The 16,871-nt window shown below is 63.0% G+C and carries 16 protein-coding genes; 14 read left to right on the forward strand and 2 right to left on the reverse strand.

The window, feature by feature from the left end:
- Window positions 1-38 precede the first annotated feature (38 nt).
- From AC0R79_RS07700 to AC0R79_RS07740, 9 genes are all read left to right on the forward strand, one after another.
- Window positions 39-944 (forward strand): acyl-CoA dehydrogenase middle domain-containing protein, encoded by a 906-nt coding sequence (locus AC0R79_RS07700; RefSeq protein WP_474733949.1) that lies wholly within the window; start codon window positions 39-41, stop codon window positions 942-944.
- Window positions 945-975: 31 nt separating this feature from the next.
- Window positions 976-2,055 (forward strand): serine hydrolase domain-containing protein, encoded by a 1,080-nt coding sequence (locus AC0R79_RS07705; protein ID WP_474733951.1) that lies wholly within the window; start codon window positions 976-978, stop codon window positions 2,053-2,055.
- A complete protein-coding gene (locus AC0R79_RS07710) occupies window positions 2,052-2,354 on the forward strand; it encodes an amidase (protein ID WP_474733952.1) in 303 nt (100 codons plus the stop codon). The genes AC0R79_RS07705 and AC0R79_RS07710 overlap by 4 nt, the downstream gene beginning before the upstream one ends.
- Window positions 2,355-2,497: 143 nt before the next feature.
- Window positions 2,498-3,673, forward strand: coding sequence for a M20 aminoacylase family protein (locus tag AC0R79_RS07715; protein WP_474733954.1), 1,176 nt, complete (start codon window positions 2,498-2,500; stop codon window positions 3,671-3,673).
- A 79-nt stretch (window positions 3,674-3,752) separates the two neighbouring features.
- Window positions 3,753-5,063 (forward strand): citrate-proton symporter, encoded by a 1,311-nt coding sequence (locus tag AC0R79_RS07720; RefSeq protein WP_474733955.1) that lies wholly within the window; start codon window positions 3,753-3,755, stop codon window positions 5,061-5,063.
- Window positions 5,060-6,517 (forward strand): amidase, encoded by a 1,458-nt coding sequence (locus tag AC0R79_RS07725; protein WP_474733957.1) that lies wholly within the window; start codon window positions 5,060-5,062, stop codon window positions 6,515-6,517. Before AC0R79_RS07720 ends, AC0R79_RS07725 begins: the two co-directional genes overlap by 4 nt.
- A 59-nt stretch (window positions 6,518-6,576) precedes the next feature.
- Window positions 6,577-7,347: an IclR family transcriptional regulator gene (locus AC0R79_RS07730; protein ID WP_289204663.1), complete on the forward strand. Its 771-nt coding sequence runs from the start codon at window positions 6,577-6,579 to the stop codon at window positions 7,345-7,347.
- An 81-nt stretch (window positions 7,348-7,428) separates the two neighbouring features.
- The gene (locus tag AC0R79_RS07735; protein WP_085605441.1) at window positions 7,429-8,019 is read left to right on the forward strand and encodes a YceI family protein; all 591 of its coding nucleotides are present in this window, start codon (window positions 7,429-7,431) and stop codon (window positions 8,017-8,019) included.
- A gap of 1 nt (window position 8,020) precedes the next feature.
- Window positions 8,021-9,178, forward strand: coding sequence for a phospholipase D-like domain-containing protein (locus AC0R79_RS07740; protein WP_474733960.1), 1,158 nt, complete (start codon window positions 8,021-8,023; stop codon window positions 9,176-9,178).
- 132 nt (window positions 9,179-9,310) lie between these two features.
- On the opposite strand, the gene bglX is transcribed toward AC0R79_RS07740, so the two are convergent.
- Entirely contained in the window at window positions 9,311-11,602 is a 2,292-nt protein-coding gene (bglX, locus tag AC0R79_RS07745; RefSeq protein WP_258713003.1) for a beta-glucosidase BglX, read from the reverse strand.
- Between the two features lie 260 nt (window positions 11,603-11,862).
- Between bglX and AC0R79_RS07750 the strand changes: the two genes are divergently transcribed.
- From AC0R79_RS07750 to AC0R79_RS07765, 4 genes are all read left to right on the forward strand, one after another.
- Complete coding sequence (locus tag AC0R79_RS07750) at window positions 11,863-12,471, forward strand: LemA family protein (RefSeq protein WP_474733962.1); 609 nt, start codon at window positions 11,863-11,865, stop codon at window positions 12,469-12,471.
- Window positions 12,472-12,484: 13 nt separating this feature from the next.
- Window positions 12,485-13,237, forward strand: a complete 753-nt coding sequence (locus AC0R79_RS07755) for a TPM domain-containing protein (RefSeq protein ID WP_474733964.1) — start codon at window positions 12,485-12,487, stop codon at window positions 13,235-13,237.
- 28 nt (window positions 13,238-13,265) lie between these two features.
- Complete coding sequence (locus tag AC0R79_RS07760; RefSeq protein ID WP_375745825.1) at window positions 13,266-13,883, forward strand: TPM domain-containing protein; 618 nt, start codon at window positions 13,266-13,268, stop codon at window positions 13,881-13,883.
- Window positions 13,884-13,973: 90 nt separating this feature from the next.
- Window positions 13,974-15,206 carry a class I SAM-dependent methyltransferase gene (locus AC0R79_RS07765; protein WP_007957905.1) on the forward strand — a complete coding sequence of 411 codons (1,233 nt, stop codon included), beginning with the start codon at window positions 13,974-13,976 and terminating at the stop codon, window positions 15,204-15,206.
- Here AC0R79_RS07765 and AC0R79_RS07770 read toward each other — a convergent pair.
- Window positions 15,196-16,110: a DMT family transporter gene (locus AC0R79_RS07770; RefSeq protein ID WP_474733967.1), complete on the reverse strand. Its 915-nt coding sequence runs from the start codon at window positions 16,108-16,110 to the stop codon at window positions 15,196-15,198. The genes AC0R79_RS07765 and AC0R79_RS07770 overlap by 11 nt on opposite strands.
- Window positions 16,111-16,279: 169 nt before the next feature.
- On the opposite strand from AC0R79_RS07770, the gene AC0R79_RS07775 reads away from it, so the two are divergent.
- Window positions 16,280-16,861, forward strand: coding sequence for a DJ-1/PfpI family protein (locus AC0R79_RS07775; RefSeq protein ID WP_085605454.1), 582 nt, complete (start codon window positions 16,280-16,282; stop codon window positions 16,859-16,861).
- Window positions 16,862-16,871: the final 10 nt, after the last annotated feature.

Below are 16,871 nucleotides of genomic sequence, written 5' to 3' on the forward strand. Positions count from 1 at the left end.
TTGGTGATGCTTATATGACAGCCCACGAGGAGCCTCTGATGACCTGGTCGACCCTGCTTGAATGCCGCGAACGCCTGCCCGCCGTTGCCGACTTGGCCGAGGGGTTCGCCACGTTGCAGCATCAACTGGGCAGCGTGACGCCGTTCGAACTGGCGGTGGCGGGAGGGCGGCGAATGGCGACGCCGGGGCTGGCGTTTCTGGTGGGCTATCAGGCGGCGCTGCGCATGCTCTGGCCGAGCGCGCCGCCGAGCCTGGGCGCGTTGTGTGCGACCGAGCAGCGCAGCCTGCGCCCGGCGGACATGCAGACCCGGCTCACGGATCTGCGCCTCACCGGGCAAAAGGATTTCGTCACCGCCGGCGATGCGGCGGACTGGCTGTTGATCGCTGCGCGCAGTGAGCAACCCGGCGAATCACCGCGCCTGAGCCTGGCGGTGGTGTATCCCGGCGAACCCGGCGTGCGGGTGGAAAAACTGCCGGCGCTGCCGTTGATGCCGGACATCAGCCATGGCCGGTTGCATCTCGACGATGCGTTGTGTGAGCTGCTTGCCGGGGATGGCTGGGATGCCTACGTCAAACCGTTCCGCACCCTTGAAGACGTTTACGTGTTGAGTGCAATGACCGCGTGGTTGTACGGCGTCGGTCAGGACAGCGGCTGGCCGCAGCCGCTGCAATTGCGTTTGCTGGCGCTGTTGGCCGGGTGTGCGGAAGTCAGTCGGCAGCCGCCGAACAATCCCGCCGGGCATGTGTTGCTCGGCGGATTGTTTGCGCAATTCGACGGGCTCAAACCTGAAGTCGATCAGGCACTGCGCGACGGCAATCCTGAGTGGGCGGCGATGTGGCAGCGCGATCAATCGGTCATGCAACTGGCGGCGGGCGCGCGGGCCAAACGACTGGCCAAGGCGTTGGCGGCTAACCAAAACACATCTGTCATGAACGCCGGCTAGTCTTCTCAGGTTCATCCCCAGAGCCCTCACCATGTTCAAAGGCCTGTCCCTGTTTCTGCTGCTGATCAGCTTCACGGTTCAGGCCGAACAATGGCCGGGTGAGCAGTGGCCGACCGGCCCGAAGATTGCCGGCCCAGCCGTCGATGCACTGGAGGCCTACGCCTTCCCGACCCGCGATGACAGCACCCGAAAAGGCATCCGCACCGACGCCTTGCTGGTGATCCGTGACGGCCAGCTCATCTACGAACGCTACGCCGCCGCGACCACCGCCGACACCCCGCACCTGACCTGGTCGATCAGCAAAAGCCTGATGGCCACGGTGCTCGGCGTGGCGTACGGCGAAGGCCTGTTCAAGCTCGATGAGCCGGCGGCGTCGTTCTACCCGGCGCTGGAAAAACACCCGGCCATCACGATCCAGGATCTGCTGCACTGGGCCTCGGGCATCGACTGGCAGGAAGACTACGAATACGCCCCGCTGAAATCCTCGGTGGTGGCGATGCTCTACACCCGTGGCCACCGCGACATGGCCGCCTTCACCGCCGATCACGACAGCTACGCGCCGGCGGGTCAGGCGTTCCGTTATTCCAGCGGCGACAGCAATCTGTTGGCCGCCGCATTGAAAACCATCGTCGGCCCGCAACGTTATCCGGACTATCCGTGGACAGCGCTTTTCGATCCCCTGGGCATCCGCCATGCCACCTGGGAAACCGATGCCACTGGCACCTTCGTCGCGTCTTCCTACACCTATATGACGGCGCGGGATCTGGCGCGAATCGGTCTGTTGATGGAGCGGGACGGACGCTGGAACGACCGGCAATTGCTGCCCAAAGACTGGGTCGCCTTCAACCGCCAACCCTTCGCCGGCTACAAGGCTCATCAGGACGAAGCCGTGCCCGGTGGCCAGTGGTGGCTCAATCGCTCGGCAGACGGCGCGCCCTCGCCATGGCCCGACGCACCGCCCGACACCTTCGCCGCCCTCGGCCACTGGGGCCAGGCGCTGTATGTGATCCCGAGCGAAAAACTGGTGATCGTGCGCTACGCCGATGACCGCGACGGCAGCTATCGCCACAACGAATTGCTCAAGCGCGTGCTCGGGGCGGTGCGGCCATGAAACTGTTCAGACGCATCCTGCTGGTGCTGTTGATCGTGCTGCTGGGCTGGGGCTGGCACGAGCGGGAAAACCTGTGGGCCTTCCCGGACATCATCAGCGCCTACACCGCCAAGGAATATTGTTCGTGCCGCTACGTCATGAACAACGACGCCGAATATTGCCGGGGCTACGTGAAACAGTGGCTGCCCAGCGAACTGACCGATGACCGCACGCAAAAAATCGTCACCGCCAGCGGCTTGGGACGCAGCAACAGCGCCCAGTGGCAAGGCGAACGGCAGGGCTGTCGCCTGCAACCCTGATCCGGTTCCACCCTGTGGAACCACATTCGATTGTCCTCTCGCGTGTCTCGCGGTTATCTGGCGGTGAGCACGACCTGCCGTCCACGTGTCGTGAAACAACACCGAACAACAAGACCGGGAACACCCGCGCGAGGAGAACCGTCATGCCCCGACATCAGCACATTCTGGCCTGGCTCAACGATGTGGCCCGCGACCTGCACGCCACCCGCCAGGACATTCACGCCCACCCTGAACTCGGTTTTGAAGAAAGCCGCACCTCGGCGCTGGTCGCCCGTTCGCTCGAAGAGTGGGGTTATGAAGTCCACACCGGCGTCGGCAAGACCGGCGTTGTCGGCGTGCTGCGCAACGGCAGCAGCACACGCAAACTCGGGCTGCGGGCCGACATGGATGCGCTGCCGATCATCGAGAACACCGGCGTCGCCTACAGCAGTCGTCATCAAGGCTGCATGCACGCCTGCGGCCACGACGGGCATACCGCGATGCTGCTCGGCGCGGCGCGTTATCTGGCCGCGACCCGTCAGTTCGACGGCACCCTGACGCTGATTTTCCAGCCCGCCGAAGAGGGCCAGGGCGGGGCCGAAGCAATGCTCGCCGATGGCCTGCTCGAACGCTTCCCGTGCGACGCGCTGTTCGGCATGCACAACATGCCGGGTTTGCCGGCGGGGCATCTGGGCTTTCGTGAAGGGCCGATGATGGCTTCGCAGGATTTGCTCACGGTCACCATCGAAGGCGTCGGTGGCCACGGATCGATGCCGCATCTGGCGGTGGATCCGCTGGTCGCTGCGGCCAGTGTGGTGATGGCGTTGCAAACCGTGGTCGCGCGCAACATCGATGCGCAGCAGGCGGCGGTGGTGACGGTCGGTGCGTTGCAGGCTGGTGAAGCGGCGAATGTGATTCCGCAACACGCGATCCTGCGCCTGAGCCTGCGTGCGCTGAATGCTGAAGTCCGCGTTCAGACACTGGACCGCGTACGTTCGATCATCGAAGCCCAGGCCGAAAGCTTCGGCTGCACCTCGACCATCGAACACCGCCCGGCCTACCCGGTGCTGGTCAACCACGCCGCTGAAACCGAGTTCGCCCGTCAGGTCGGCGTCGAACTGGTCGGCACCGATGCCGTGGATGGCAACACACCCAAGCTGATGGGCAGCGAAGACTTCGCCTGGATGCTCCAGCGCTGCCCCGGCGCCTACCTGTTCATCGGCAACGGCGTGGCGCGGCCGATGGTGCATAACCCGGCCTACGACTTTAACGATGACATTCTGCTGACCGGCGCGGCGTATTGGGGCGCGCTCACCGAGAGCTGGCTCAAGCCGGCCTGATTTCTTCACTTTTTGCTGCCGCTGGAACGCAGGTGCGCACGCGCCTGCGTGGTCAACCAACAGCTTCTGGAGAATCCCCATGCAGACTTCCAACGCAGGCGTTTCGCGCACCCGGCAAGTGGTCGCCGCCGTCATCGGCAACGCCCTGGAATGGTACGACTTCATCGTTTACGGCTTTCTGGCGAGCATCATCGCTCGGCAATTTTTCCCGTCCGACGACGACTACGCTTCGCTGCTGATGGCGCTGGCGACCTTTGGCGTCGGCTTTTTCATGCGCCCGGTGGGCGGCATCCTGCTTGGCATCTACTCCGACCGCAAAGGTCGCAAGGCGGCGATGCAGATGATCATCCGCCTGATGACCGTGTCCATCGCCCTGATCGCGTTCGCGCCGAACTACGCCGCCATCGGCATGGGCGCGCCGTTGCTGATCGTGGTGGCGCGGATGCTTCAGGGTTTTGCCACGGGCGGTGAATACGCCAGCGCCACCGCATTTCTGGTGGAGAGCGCGTCGGCCCATCGCAAGGGGTTATACGGTTCGTGGCAACTGGTCGGGCAATGCCTGGCGGTGTTCAGCGGCGCAGCGATGGTAGCGCTGGTCACGCACCTGTTTTCTCCCGAAGCGCTGGACAGTTGGGGCTGGCGGATTCCGTTCGTGCTCGGCCTGTTGATCGGCCCGGTGGGCTTGTGGATCCGCAAGCACATGGAAGAGCCGGAGGAATTTCTTGAAGCGCGCAAGAAAGCCAAAGGCGCCGCGCCGGGCTTGTGGCAGGTGCTGCGCGAACATCGCCGCAGCCTGCTGGTGTCGATGGGCCTGGCCTGCGGCGCGACGGTGTCGTTTTACGTGGTGCTGGTGAACATGCCGACCTTCGCCCACAAGAATCTCGGTTTGCCGCTGGATCAGGTGTTGCTGGTGCAGATGCTCGCGGTGGGGTTGATGACCGTGGTGATTCCATTCTCCGGTGCCCTGTCGGATCGCCTCGGTCGGCGGCCGGTGCTGATGGCCTTCACCCTGGCGTTTTTCGTCATGGTCTATCCGCTGTATGTGTGGGTCGCGGCGGCGCCGTCGATCGAGCGTTTGCTGGTGATGCAACTGCTGCTGTGCACGGCGATTGGCGGGTTCTTCGGCCCGGCTCCGACCGCACTTGCCGAACAGTTCCCGATTGAAGTGCGCTCCACCGGCGTGTCGGTGGCCTACAACGTGGCGGTGATGGTGTTCGGCGGCTTCGCGCCGCTGATCGTCACTTGGTTGAGCAAAGTTCTGAACACCCCGGTGGCGCCGTCGTTCTATGTCTTGTTCGCTTGCCTGCTGACCCTGCTCGGTACTTACTGTTTGCAGGAGGCACCACGCGCGAAGAAATCCGTTGCGCTCAACCTGGGAGTGAAACCGTGAGTCCGTTAGCCATTGATCCGATTGTCGCCCTCGACGCTGATGCGCTGTCCCGGGCGATCCATTCCCGCAAGGTGTCGTGCCGCGAGGTGATGCAGGCGTATCTGACACACATCGACCGCTTCAATCCGGCGGTCAACGCGCTGGTCTCGCTGCGCCCGCAAGACGTGCTGCTGAGCGAGGCCGAAGAATGCGACCGGCAACTGGATCGCGGCGAATCCCGGGGCTGGATGCACGGTATGCCCCAGGCGATCAAAGACCTGGCGGCTACCGCCGGATTGCGCACGACCCTCGGCTCGCCGCTGTTCGCCGAGCAAGTGCCGCAGCACGATGCGATCAGCGTGGCGCGGGTTCGCGACTGCGGCGCGATCATCATCGGCAAGAGCAACGTCCCGGAATTCGGCCTTGGCTCGCAGACCTACAACAGCGTGTTCGGCACCACCACCAACGCCTACGATCCGGGCCTGATCGCCGGCGGCAGCAGCGGCGGGGCGGCGGTGGCGCTGGCCCTGCGCCTGCTGCCGGTGGCCGACGGCAGCGACATGATGGGCTCGCTGCGCAACCCGGCGGCATTCAACAACGTATTCGGCTTTCGTCCGTCCCAGGGCCGCGTGCCCCATGGCCCGATGCCGGAAGTGTTCGTCCAGCAACTGGCCACCGAAGGACCGATGGGCCGCACGGTCACCGACGTTGCGCGATTGCTTTCGACCCAAGCCGGCTACGATCCGCGCGTGCCCCTGTCGCTGGCCGATGAACCACGGGATTTCGGGCTGGATCTGCAACAGGACTGCAGCGGCCTGCGCCTCGGCTGGCTCGGCGATTACAACGGCTATCTGCCGATGGACGACGGCGTGTTGAGCCTGTGCGAATCGGCGCTGGCGGATTTCAGTGCGCTGGGCTGTCAGGTCGAGGCCTGTCAGCCGGACTTCTCCATGGACCGCCTGTGGCATACCTGGCTCACCCACCGGCATTTTCTGGTGCAGGGCAGCCTCGGCGCGGCTTATGCCGATCCGCAAAAACGGGCGCTGCTCAAACCCGAAGCGCAATGGGAAATCGAGGGCGGTCTGCGTCTGACGGCAGCCGAGGTCTATCAGGCGTCGGTCGCGCGTAGCGAGTGGTATCGCGCGTTGAGCGAGTTGTTCGAGCGTTACGATTTTCTGCTGTTGCCCACCGCCCAAGTGTTCCCTTTTGATGCACAGCAGCCGTGGCCGCGAGTCGTCGGCGGGCAGACCATGGACACCTATCACCGCTGGATGGAAGTGGTGATCGGCCCGACTCTGGCGGGGCTGCCGAGCATCAGCGTGCCGGTCGGTTTCAACCCGGCCGGGCTGCCGATGGGCCTGCAAATCATCGGCCCGGCCCAGGCGGATCGGGCGGTGCTGCAACTGGCCTATGCCCATGAACAGCTGACCCGCTGGGTCGAACGGCGACCGCCGGCATGCCTGCAATCGGCCTGAGCGGCCCGCATCTTGCTGCACGAAGTGATCTTTCATCCACATCCATGGAGGTCGAACACATGGGCAGCAAGGCAGACACCGGCAGCGTGCGCTCGGTCGAACGGGCGCTGGCCATCGTCGAGTTGCTCGGCGAGCATCAGGCGCTGGGGCTGGAGGAATTGCACTACCTGACGACTCTGCCTAAGGCCACGGTGTCGCGGATGCTCGCGACCTTGCAAGAGCAGGGTTGGGTCTATCGCGGCCTCAGCGACCGCCGCTACCGGTTGTGCGCCAAGCGGTTGTTCGGTGATCGCCAGCAACGCTTCAAACGTCATTTGGTGGAAAGCGCTGCGCCGATGTTGTTGGAGTTGAGCGAACGCACCGGACTGGTGGCGGATCTGTCGTGTTTCGACGGCGAACGGGTCGAAGTGATGGAAAGCGCGATCCCGCAGGTGTTGCGCAAGCGCTATCCAACTAACTGCCAGATCGTCGGTCATCACGCCAGCCTGTTTCATTCGGCCATGGGTCGCGCGTGCCTTGGCGAACTCGACAGCCAGGACGTAAAGCGCTTGGCCGAACGCGAACAGTTGGCGGATGACGGTGTATTGCAGGCCACCGAGCAAGCCTTGCATCAGGGCTTCGGCCAGCGCACCGAAGGCTATTGGGAATACCCGGTGCGCCTGCCGTTCCTGATTCGCGCGGTGGCGTTGCCGATCCGTGCCCAAGGGCGGTTGGTCGGCAGCATGGCGCTGCACTGGCCGATGGATCAGGCGCCGGTGGAGCGGGTGCTGAGCCTGCACCTCAACAGCCTCGCGTCGACCATCGGCGAGGTGCAGCAGGCACTGGCCTGAGCGTTTGCACAGACTGACAGTTTGCAATAACGCCACGGCCAGTTAAGGTTCGTGCAGGTTTATCGGCCCCACGAGTCTTCAATGTTCAACCGTTCTCTGTGCAACGCCTTCGCCGGCCTGCTGCTGGGCGCCGCTGCGCTGCCGGCCCAGGCCAACTGGTATCTGGACGGCGAGTCGTCGCGGCTGTCGTTCGTCAGCACGAAAAACGCCAACGTGTCCGAAGTGCAGCGCTTTCTGGTGCTGCACGGCAAGGTCGATCCCGATGGCCGCGCCGTGGTCGAAGTCGAGCTGGACTCGATCAACAGCGGCATCCCGCTGCGCGACGAGCGCATGCGCAAGGAACTGTTCCAGATCGAGCAATTCCCCGAGGCGACCATCACCACGCAAATCGACCTACGCCCGATCAACGATCTGGCCCCCGGCGCGCAGCTTGAGTTGCGCCTGCCGCTGACCGTCAATCTGCACGGCAAGCAACACGAATACCCCGCCGAACTGCTCGCCACGCGCCTCGATGACCGACGCTTTCAAGTGGTGACCCTGGAGCCGCTGGTGATCAGTGCCGAGGATTTCGATCTGCTGCCGGGTCTGGAAAGCCTGCGCAACATGGCCGGCCTGTCGGCCATCAGTCTGTCGGTGCCGGTGGGTGCGGTGCTGATCTTCACGGCGCGCTGACATGCGCGGCGCGGTGTTTCCGTGGCGTGATGGCAACCGCTTCGAGCTGTTGATCGACGGCCCGCAATTTTTCCCGCGCATGCTCGACGAGATCGCCCGTGCCCGCGAGCAGATCGAACTGGAGCTGTATCTGGTGGAGGCCGGCGCCTGTGCCGAAACCATCGTGCAGGCGCTGGTGCTGGCGGCAGAGCGGGGCGTGCGGGTGCGTTGCCTGTTCGACGATTACGGCAGCCTCGCGTTCACCCTTACGTTGCGCCGGCGGCTGACCGGGGCCGGGGTCGAGCTGCGTTTTTACAATCGGCTGAACTGGCGGCGCTGGGTCGGCAATTTCTATCGCGATCATCGCAAGCTGTTGTTGGTCGACCAGCGTCTGGCGGTGGTCGGCGGCACCGGGGTCACCGATGAGTTCTGGACGCCGGGCCACGACACCAGCGAATGGCACGAGGTCATGGTGGAAATCACCGGCCCGCTGGTGCTCGACTGGCAATTGCTGTTCGACCGCCAATGGATCGCCAACCGCCATCGCCGGGCCTGGCGGCCCAACGCGCATTTCGGCCTGCCACGGCTGCCCCGCGTGCCGGACACGGGCGAGGGCATGGGCCGCGTGGCGTATGCCGACGCCCGCCAGCACCGCGACATTCTGCAATCGCTGTTCCGCGCGCTGAACAGCGGCCAGAAACGGATCTGGCTGGCCACGCCGTACTTCCTGCCGACCTGGAAAATCCGCCGCTCCCTGCGCAAGGCCGCCGCCCGTGGCCTCGACGTGCGCCTGCTGCTGACCGGGCCGCGCACCGATCATCCGTCGGTGCGCTATGCGGGGCATCGCTACTACCCGCGCCTGCTCAAGGCCGGGGTGAAAATCTACGAGTACCAGCCGTGTTTCCTGCATCTGAAGATGGTGCTGGTGGACGATTGGGTCAGCATCGGTTCGTGCAATTTCGATCACTGGAATCTGCGCTTCAACCTTGAGGCGAATCTGGAAGCGCTGGACCCGTCACTGACGGCAGCGGTGGCGGCGAGTTTCGAGAAGGACTTCGGCCTGAGTCAGCAGGTGAGTCTGGAGGAATGGCGGAAACGGCCACTGTGGCGGCGGGTGAAGCAGCGGGTGTGGGGCTGGGTAGATCGGGTGGTGGTCAACTTGCTCGATAGACGCGGCTAGTCGCTGTCCCCGATTGATCGTTCCCGCGCTCCGCGTGGGAATGCAGCCCGGGACGCTCCGCGTCCCAAAGCGGACGCAGAGCGTCCATTGAGGCATTCCCACGCAGAGCGTGGGAACGATCGGGTCGCGGGATTACAGCAATTCAAAGCTCTGCTGCGTCACGTCCTGGGAATCCAGGCCGATCTGCACGTTGAACTTGCCAGGCTCGGCCGCGTACTTGAGCTGGGCGTTGTAGAACTTCAGGTCATCTTCGGTGATGGTGAAGTGCACAACCTTCTGCTCGCCAGCCTTGAGCATGATCTTCTGGAAGTTCTTCAGTTCCTTGACCGGACGGATCATCGAACCGGTGACGTCCTGGATATACAGCTGCACCACGGTTTCGCCGTCACGCTTGCCGGTGTTCTTGACCATGACGCTGGCGTCGAGCTTGCCGGTGGCGTTCAGGGTGGTCGACGACAGCGCCATGTCGCTCAGGCTGAAGTTGGTGTAACTCAGGCCGTAACCGAACGGGAACAGCGGGCCTGTCGTGTCATCGAAATACTGAGAGGTGTAGTTGCCCGGTTTGCCCGGCGTGAACGGCCGGCCAATGCTCAGGTGGTTGTAGTAGGTCGGGATCTGGCCCACGGAACGCGGGAAGGTCACCGGCAGTTTGCCCGACGGGTTGTAGTCGCCGAACAGCACGTCGGCGATGGCGTTGCCGCCCTCGGTGCCGCTGAACCAGGTTTCCAGGATCGCGTCGGCCTGTTCTTTTTCTTCGAGGATCGTCAGCGGACGGCCGTTCATCAGCACCAGCACCAATGGCTTGCCGGTGGCTTTCAGGGCACGGATCAGTTCGCGCTGGTTTTCCGGGATGTTCAGGTCGGTGCGGCTCGACGATTCGTGGGACATGCCACGGGATTCACCCACGGCTGCAACCACAATGTCGGCGTCCTTGGCGGCTTTCACCGCTTCGTCGATCAGCACGTTGGCCGGGCGCGGGTCATCGACCACTTCCGGGGCGTCGAAGTTGAGGAAGTTCAGGTAGTCGAGAACCTTCTTGTCGCTGGTGATGTTGGCGCCACGGGCGTAGATCAGGTTCGCCTTGTCGCCGATCACATTGCTCATGCCGTCGAACAGGGTCACCGATTGCGCCGGACGACCGGCGGCAGCCCAACTGCCCATCATGTCGATAGGAGCCTTGGCCAGCGGACCGACCAATGCGACTTTGGCGGTTTTCTTCAGCGGCAGGGTTTCGTTCTGGTTCTTCAGCAGCACCAGACTGCGACGCGCCACTTCACGGGCGTCGGCGCGGTGCAGTCGGCTGTCGGCGTAGGTGTCGGCCGGATCGTCTTCAGCCTTGCCGATGCGCAGGTACGGGTCCTTGAACAGGCCCATGTCGTACTTGGCGGCGAGGACTTCACGCACCGCGTTGTCGATGTCTTTCTGTTCGATCTCGCCGGACTTGAGCAGCCCCGGCAGCTCTTTGCCGTACAGGGTGTCGTTCATGCTCATGTCGATGCCGGCCTTGATCGCCAGCTTCGCCGCTTCACGACCGTCGCGGGCCACGCCGTGCTTGATCAGTTCGAAGATCGCGCCGTGGTCGCTGACCGCCAGACCCTTGAAGCCCCAGTCCTTGCGCAGCAGATCGTTCATCAGCCAGGTGTTGGCGGTGGCCGGAATACCATTGATCGAGTTCAACGCCACCATCACGCCACCGGCGCCGGCATCAATCGCGGCGCGGTACGGTGGCAGGTAGTCCTGGTACATCTTTACCGGGCTCATGTCGACGGTGTTGTAATCGCGACCGCCTTCAACAGCGCCGTATAGGGCGAAGTGCTTGACGCTGGCCATGATGCTGTCGGCTGCGCTCGGGGTCTCGCCCTGATAGGCCTTGACCATGACTTTGGCGATGCGCGAGGTCAGGTAGGTGTCTTCACCGAAACCTTCGGAGCTGCGGCCCCAGCGCGGGTCGCGGGAGATGTCGACCATCGGCGCGAAGGTGATGTCGAGGCTGTCGGCGGCAGCTTCTTTAGCAGCGACGCGACCGGACTGGCCGATGGCGTCCATGTCCCAGCTCGATGCCAGGGCCAGCGGAATCGGGAAAATCGTACGGTGACCGTGGATCACGTCGTACGCGAAAAACATCGGGATCTTCAGGCGGCTGCGCATGGCAGCGTCCTGCATCGGACGGTTTTCCGGGCGGGTGATCGAGTTGAAGGTGCCGCCGATGTTGCCGGCGGCGATCTCTTTGCGGATCAGCTCGCGGGGCATTTCCGGGCCGATGCTGATCAGGCGCAACTGGCCGATCTTCTCGTCGAGGGTCATTTGTTTCATCAGGTTACTGATGAACGCATCCTTGTTTTCCAGGGGTACCGGGGTCGTGGCGGCCAGTACCTGATGACTGGCCAGGCTGACGAACAGGCCCAGCAAACACAGCTTCTTCATGAATAGTTTTCTCAAGGGCCTAAACGGCGTTGCAATGCCGGCCAGCCAAAATTTAGGGAGCGACTATTGTTGTTCGGGTGCTGATTCAGAAAACGACAGCCGAATGTACGTCGAAAGTTTCGGCGACGTGATCGCGCAGGGCCTCTTTTTAGCCCATCGGCCCGCTGCAATCCAGTGGCGCGGGCGATTATGCCCCAACCGCCGGCTGAGAATGTTTCGCGATTCATTATTCATGAAATGTGCAAGGGAGCACCCGTCCGATGAATGTCAGTCCTGTCTACCGCTCGCGTTTGCAGGTCGCCACCCTGCTGGTGCTGGCCACGTTGTTGACCGCTTGCGGCATCAACAACATCCCGACCCTCGACGAACAGGCCAAGGCCGCCTGGGGCCAGGTGCAGAACCAGTACCAGCGGCGCGCCGACCTGATCCCCAATCTGGTGGAAACCGTGAAGGGCTATGCCAAACACGAGGAAGCAACCCTGACGGCAGTTATCGAGGCGCGGGCCAAGGCGACGTCGATCCAGGTCGATGCCAGCACTCTCGACAATCCGGAAAAACTCAAGCAGTTCCAGCAGGCCCAGGATCAACTGACCGGTGCCTTGAGCCGGTTGATGGTGGTGTCCGAACGTTATCCGGATCTGAAGGCCAACCAGAACTTCCTCGCCCTGCAATCGCAACTTGAGGGCACGGAAAACCGCATCGCCGTGGCGCGTCGGGATTTCATTCTGGCGGTGCAGAAATACAACACCGAGATCCGCACCTTTCCCGGTCGTCTGTGGCACAGCGTGATGTACAGCAATTTGCCGGTCCGCGAGACCTTCGAAGCCACCAGCCCCGGCGCGGACAAGGCCCCGGAAGTGAAGTTCTGAGCCGGGGATGCCCATGCGTGTGTTGAAGATGGGCCTGGTGCTGATGCTGTGGCTGTTCGCCGTCAGCGCCGAGGCCGAGTTGACCTTTCCGGCGCTGACCGGGCGGGTGGTGGACGAGGCGCAGATGATCGAGCCGTCGGTGCGCGCGCAACTGAGCCAACAGTTGCAAGCCCACGAACAGGCGACCGGCGAACAGTTGGTGGTGGTGACGTTACCGAATCTGCAAGGCGCCACCATCGAGGACTATGGCGTCGAACTCGGCCGGCATTGGGGCATCGGCCAGAAGGACAAGAACAACGGCGCCCTGTTGATCGTCGCCCGGGACGAGCGCAAATTGCGCATCGAAGTCGGCTACGGGCTGGAGGATCGCCTGACCGATGCCCAGAGCTCGGTGATCATCCATCAGGTGATCACGCCGTCGTTCAAGGCCGGAAATTTCAGCAAGGGCATCAGCGATGGAGTCGCGGCGATGCTGGTGGTGCTGGGCGGCAATCCGCTGGACGAACCGTCCACGGTGTATGAATCGGCTGGCGATCCCGCCGATGATTTCGTCTCGCGCCACCCGGCGTTGTTCGTATTTCTGGTGATGTTGTTCATCCTGACTGTTTTTGTCTGCCAGATGCTCGGTATCCTTCCCGCCGGCCGGGGCGGCTCCGGAGGAGGGGGCGGCTTTGGTGGCGGTGGTTTTGGCGGCGGCGGTGGAGGCGGGGGCTTCAGCGGCGGCGGTGGCAGTTTCGGTGGGGGCGGGTCCTCCGGCGGCTGGTGATAACAATAATGAGCAGGCACTTCACGACATGGCATTACTGACTGAACACGAACAACGCAAGGTCGCCGAGGCCATCGCCCGGGTCGAGCGCGACACCGACGCCGAACTGGTGACGGTGCTGGCGGCCCGTGCCGACGACTACGCGTACATCCCGCTGCTGTGGGCGAGCCTGCTGGCGCTGGTGGTGCCGGGTATCGTGCACTACCTGACCGGCTGGCTGACGATGCACAGCCTGTTGCTGGTGCAGTGGGTCAGTTTTGTCGTGCTGTGCCTGGTGTTTCGCCTGCCCAAGGTCACCACTCATCTGATCCCGCGCCACGTCCGCCACTGGCGTGCTTCGAATCTGGCGCGGCGGCAGTTTCTCGAACAGAACCTGCACCACACGGTGGGCAGCACCGGCATGCTGATTTTTGTCTGCGAGGCGGAGCGGTATGTGGAGATCCTGGTGGATGAAGGGATCTCCAAAAAGCTGGATAACAAGAGCTGGGACGCGATTGTTGCGGCGTTTACCGAGCAGGTGCGGCAGGGGCAGACGTTGCAGGGGTTTGTCACTTGTATCGAGGCGTGCGGCGAGTTGCTCAAGGTGCATGTGCCGGTGACGCAGGTGAGGAACGAGTTACCGAATCGGTTGGTGGTGCTGGGATAAGCCGTTCGGGAAATTAGCCGTGCCCTCGAACGCCATCCCCCCTAAACTAGCGGCCATTCCCGATTTGCCCGTCCGAGGCCGCTTTTTCCCATGTCTGTTACCGCTCCTTCCGCATCTGCCAAACCGGCGCCCGATCACCACGCCCGGTTCATCGAGCTGCTGCAAACCAGCCTCGAACAGAACGGCTTCATCAAACTGGTGCTGGCCAAGTACGTCGGCGAAGAAGCGGATCTGCAGCGGATCATCATCAAGCCTGTGACGGTCAAGGCGCAGCCGTGCCTGTCCTTCGTTTATCGCTACAAGACCCGCGATATCACCAAGAACCTGCCGCTGGACGAAGCGGTGACGACGATTGCCGGGCTGCTGCCGTCGGCGTTCAAGAATGCGCATTTGCTGGCGCTGACTGACGAAGCCCAGCTCGAATACAGCAAAAAGGGCAAGAGCTCGCTGTTCATGAGCAAACCCCAGCAATTGCGCGAAGTGCCATCCGCCGAGCATAACCGCGAGAAGAACCGCTTCCTCGATCTGAACCGGCCGTTCCTCAAGGATCTGGGCGTGACCAACGCCCAGCACGAGCTGATCCCGGCGATGTCGCGCAAGTGGAAGCAGATCAACAAGTTCATCGAAGTGTTCAGTCACGCGCTGACCTCATCGCCGCTGGCCCTGGACAAACCGGTGCGGGTGGCGGATTTCGGTTCGGGCAAGGGTTACCTGACGTTCGCCATTCATGACTATTTGCGCAACACCCTGAAGGCCGAGGGCGAAGTCACCGGCGTCGAGCTGCGTGAAGAGATGGTCAACCTGTGCAACACCGCTGCCGCGAAACTGGAACACCCGGGGCTGGTGTTCAAATGCGGCGATGTGCGCAGCGTGGCGCCGAGTGAGCTGGACGTGATGATCGCTCTGCATGCCTGTGATATTGCCACCGACTACGCGATCCACACCGGCATTCGTTCCGGCGCCTCGATCATCATGTGCTCGCCGTGCTGCCACAAACAGATCCGCTTGCAGATCCAGAGCCCGGCGCTGCTCAAGCCGATGTTGCAATACGGTCTGCACCTGGGCCAGCAGGCGGAAATGGTCACCGACAGCTTGCGTGCGCTGTTCCTTGAAGCCTGCGGTTACGAGACCAAGGTGTTCGAGTTCATCTCCCTGGACCACACCAACAAGAACAAGATGATCCTCGCCGTGAAGCGCGCCGAGCCGGTGGACCCGACTCAGCTGCTGGTGAAGATTCAGGAATTGAAGGCGTTCTACCAGATCAGCGAGCACTGCCTCGAAACCCTGCTGCTCGCTGACGGTTTGCTGAAGCTCAAGGCTTGAGCTGAACCCCGGCCGGTAACGTGCCCGGTTGAGCCGGGCGCACCGCGGTCTTGCGCCCGAGCATCACCGTCGCGATCACGCCGCAGGCGAACAGCCAGGTGATTGGCTCCACGTGTTCCCCAAAGAACAGCGCGGAAAACGCGATGGTGAAGAAGATCTGCAACAACTGGATCTGACTGACCCGGGCAATGCCACCCATGGCCAGCCCGGCGTACCAGGCGAAGAAGCCCAGAAACTGCGAAAACAGCGCGACATAACCGAAGGCCCACCAGGTTTTCGTCGACACCGCGCCCTGATGCTGGAGCGCCAGATACAGCACCGGGCCGATCAGCAGCGGCGTCGACAGCACCAACGCCCAGCAGATCACCTGCCAGCCGCCCATCTCCCGGGCCAGCCGCCCGCCCTCGGCATAACCCAGACCGCCTACCGCAATCGCACCCAGCATCAACAGATCCCCGGCCTGAATGCTGCCGGCGCCGGTGTACAACGCATAACCCAGCACCAGCGCACTGCCCAACGCGGCGCAGGCCCAGAAGGCTTTCGACGGGCGTTCATGGGACAGCCACGCCGCGTACAGCGCCACGCACAGCGGCTGCAAACCGTTGACCAGCGCACCGTGGGACGCCGGCAGGGTCTGCATGGCCCACGCCGACAGCACCGGGAAACCGAGAATCACCCCGGCGATCACCAGGCTCAGGCCTTTGACCTGCTTCCAGCTCGGCCACTTTTCCCGTCGCCACAACAACAGCGCCGCTGCCGGAATCGCCGCGAACAACGCGCGGCCCAGGCCATTGAGCAGCGGGTGCAGTTCCTGCACTACGATGCGGGTGAAGGGCAGGGTAAGGCTGAAAATCACCACGCCGAGCAGGCCGAGGGCCATGCCGGTGTTTTCGCGCGAAGACATGAGGGCAACCAGATTCGAGGGTGGCAGGGAGGTGTCTTCATCTAGCCACAAACCACGGCAATCGGGCTGTTACAGCTGAGCGCAGAGTTATCCATACAGTTTGCGAACGCCATCGCGGTCCTTGGGCTACTGTGAATATTCCTGTGCATTCACCAGAGGAGTCCTGTCCATGGCCGCGAAAAAGATATTGATGCTGGTTGGCGATTACGTCGAAGACTACGAAGTGATGGTGCCGTTCCAGGCCTTGCAAATGGTCGGGCACACCGTGCATGCCGTGTGCCCGGACAAGGCTGCCGGCAAGACCGTGCGCACCGCGATCCACGATTTCGAAGGCGACCAGACCTACAGCGAAAAGCCCGGTCACCAGTTCGCCCTGAACTTCGATTTCGCCAAGGTCGATGCCAAGGATTACGACGCACTGCTGGTGCCCGGCGGCCGTGCGCCGGAATACCTGCGGCTGAACGAAAAAGTCCTCGAACTGGTGCGTGCTTTCGACAAGGCCGGCAAGCCGATTGCCGCTGTCTGTCACGGCGCGCAACTGCTGGCGGCAGCGGGGATTCTTGAAGGTCGCGAGTGCAGCGCCTATCCGGCCTGTGCCCCGGAAGTGCGGCTGGCCGGCGGCACCTACATCGACATCCCGGTCACGGACGGTCATGTCCAAGGCAACCTGGCCACCGCGCCTGCCTGGCCGGCGCACCCGAACTGGCTAGCGGGTTTCCTAGGGTTGCTTGGAACCAAAATCACCCTGTGACACATCGATA

Source organism: Pseudomonas sp. HD57-3 (genome assembly GCF_056113135.1).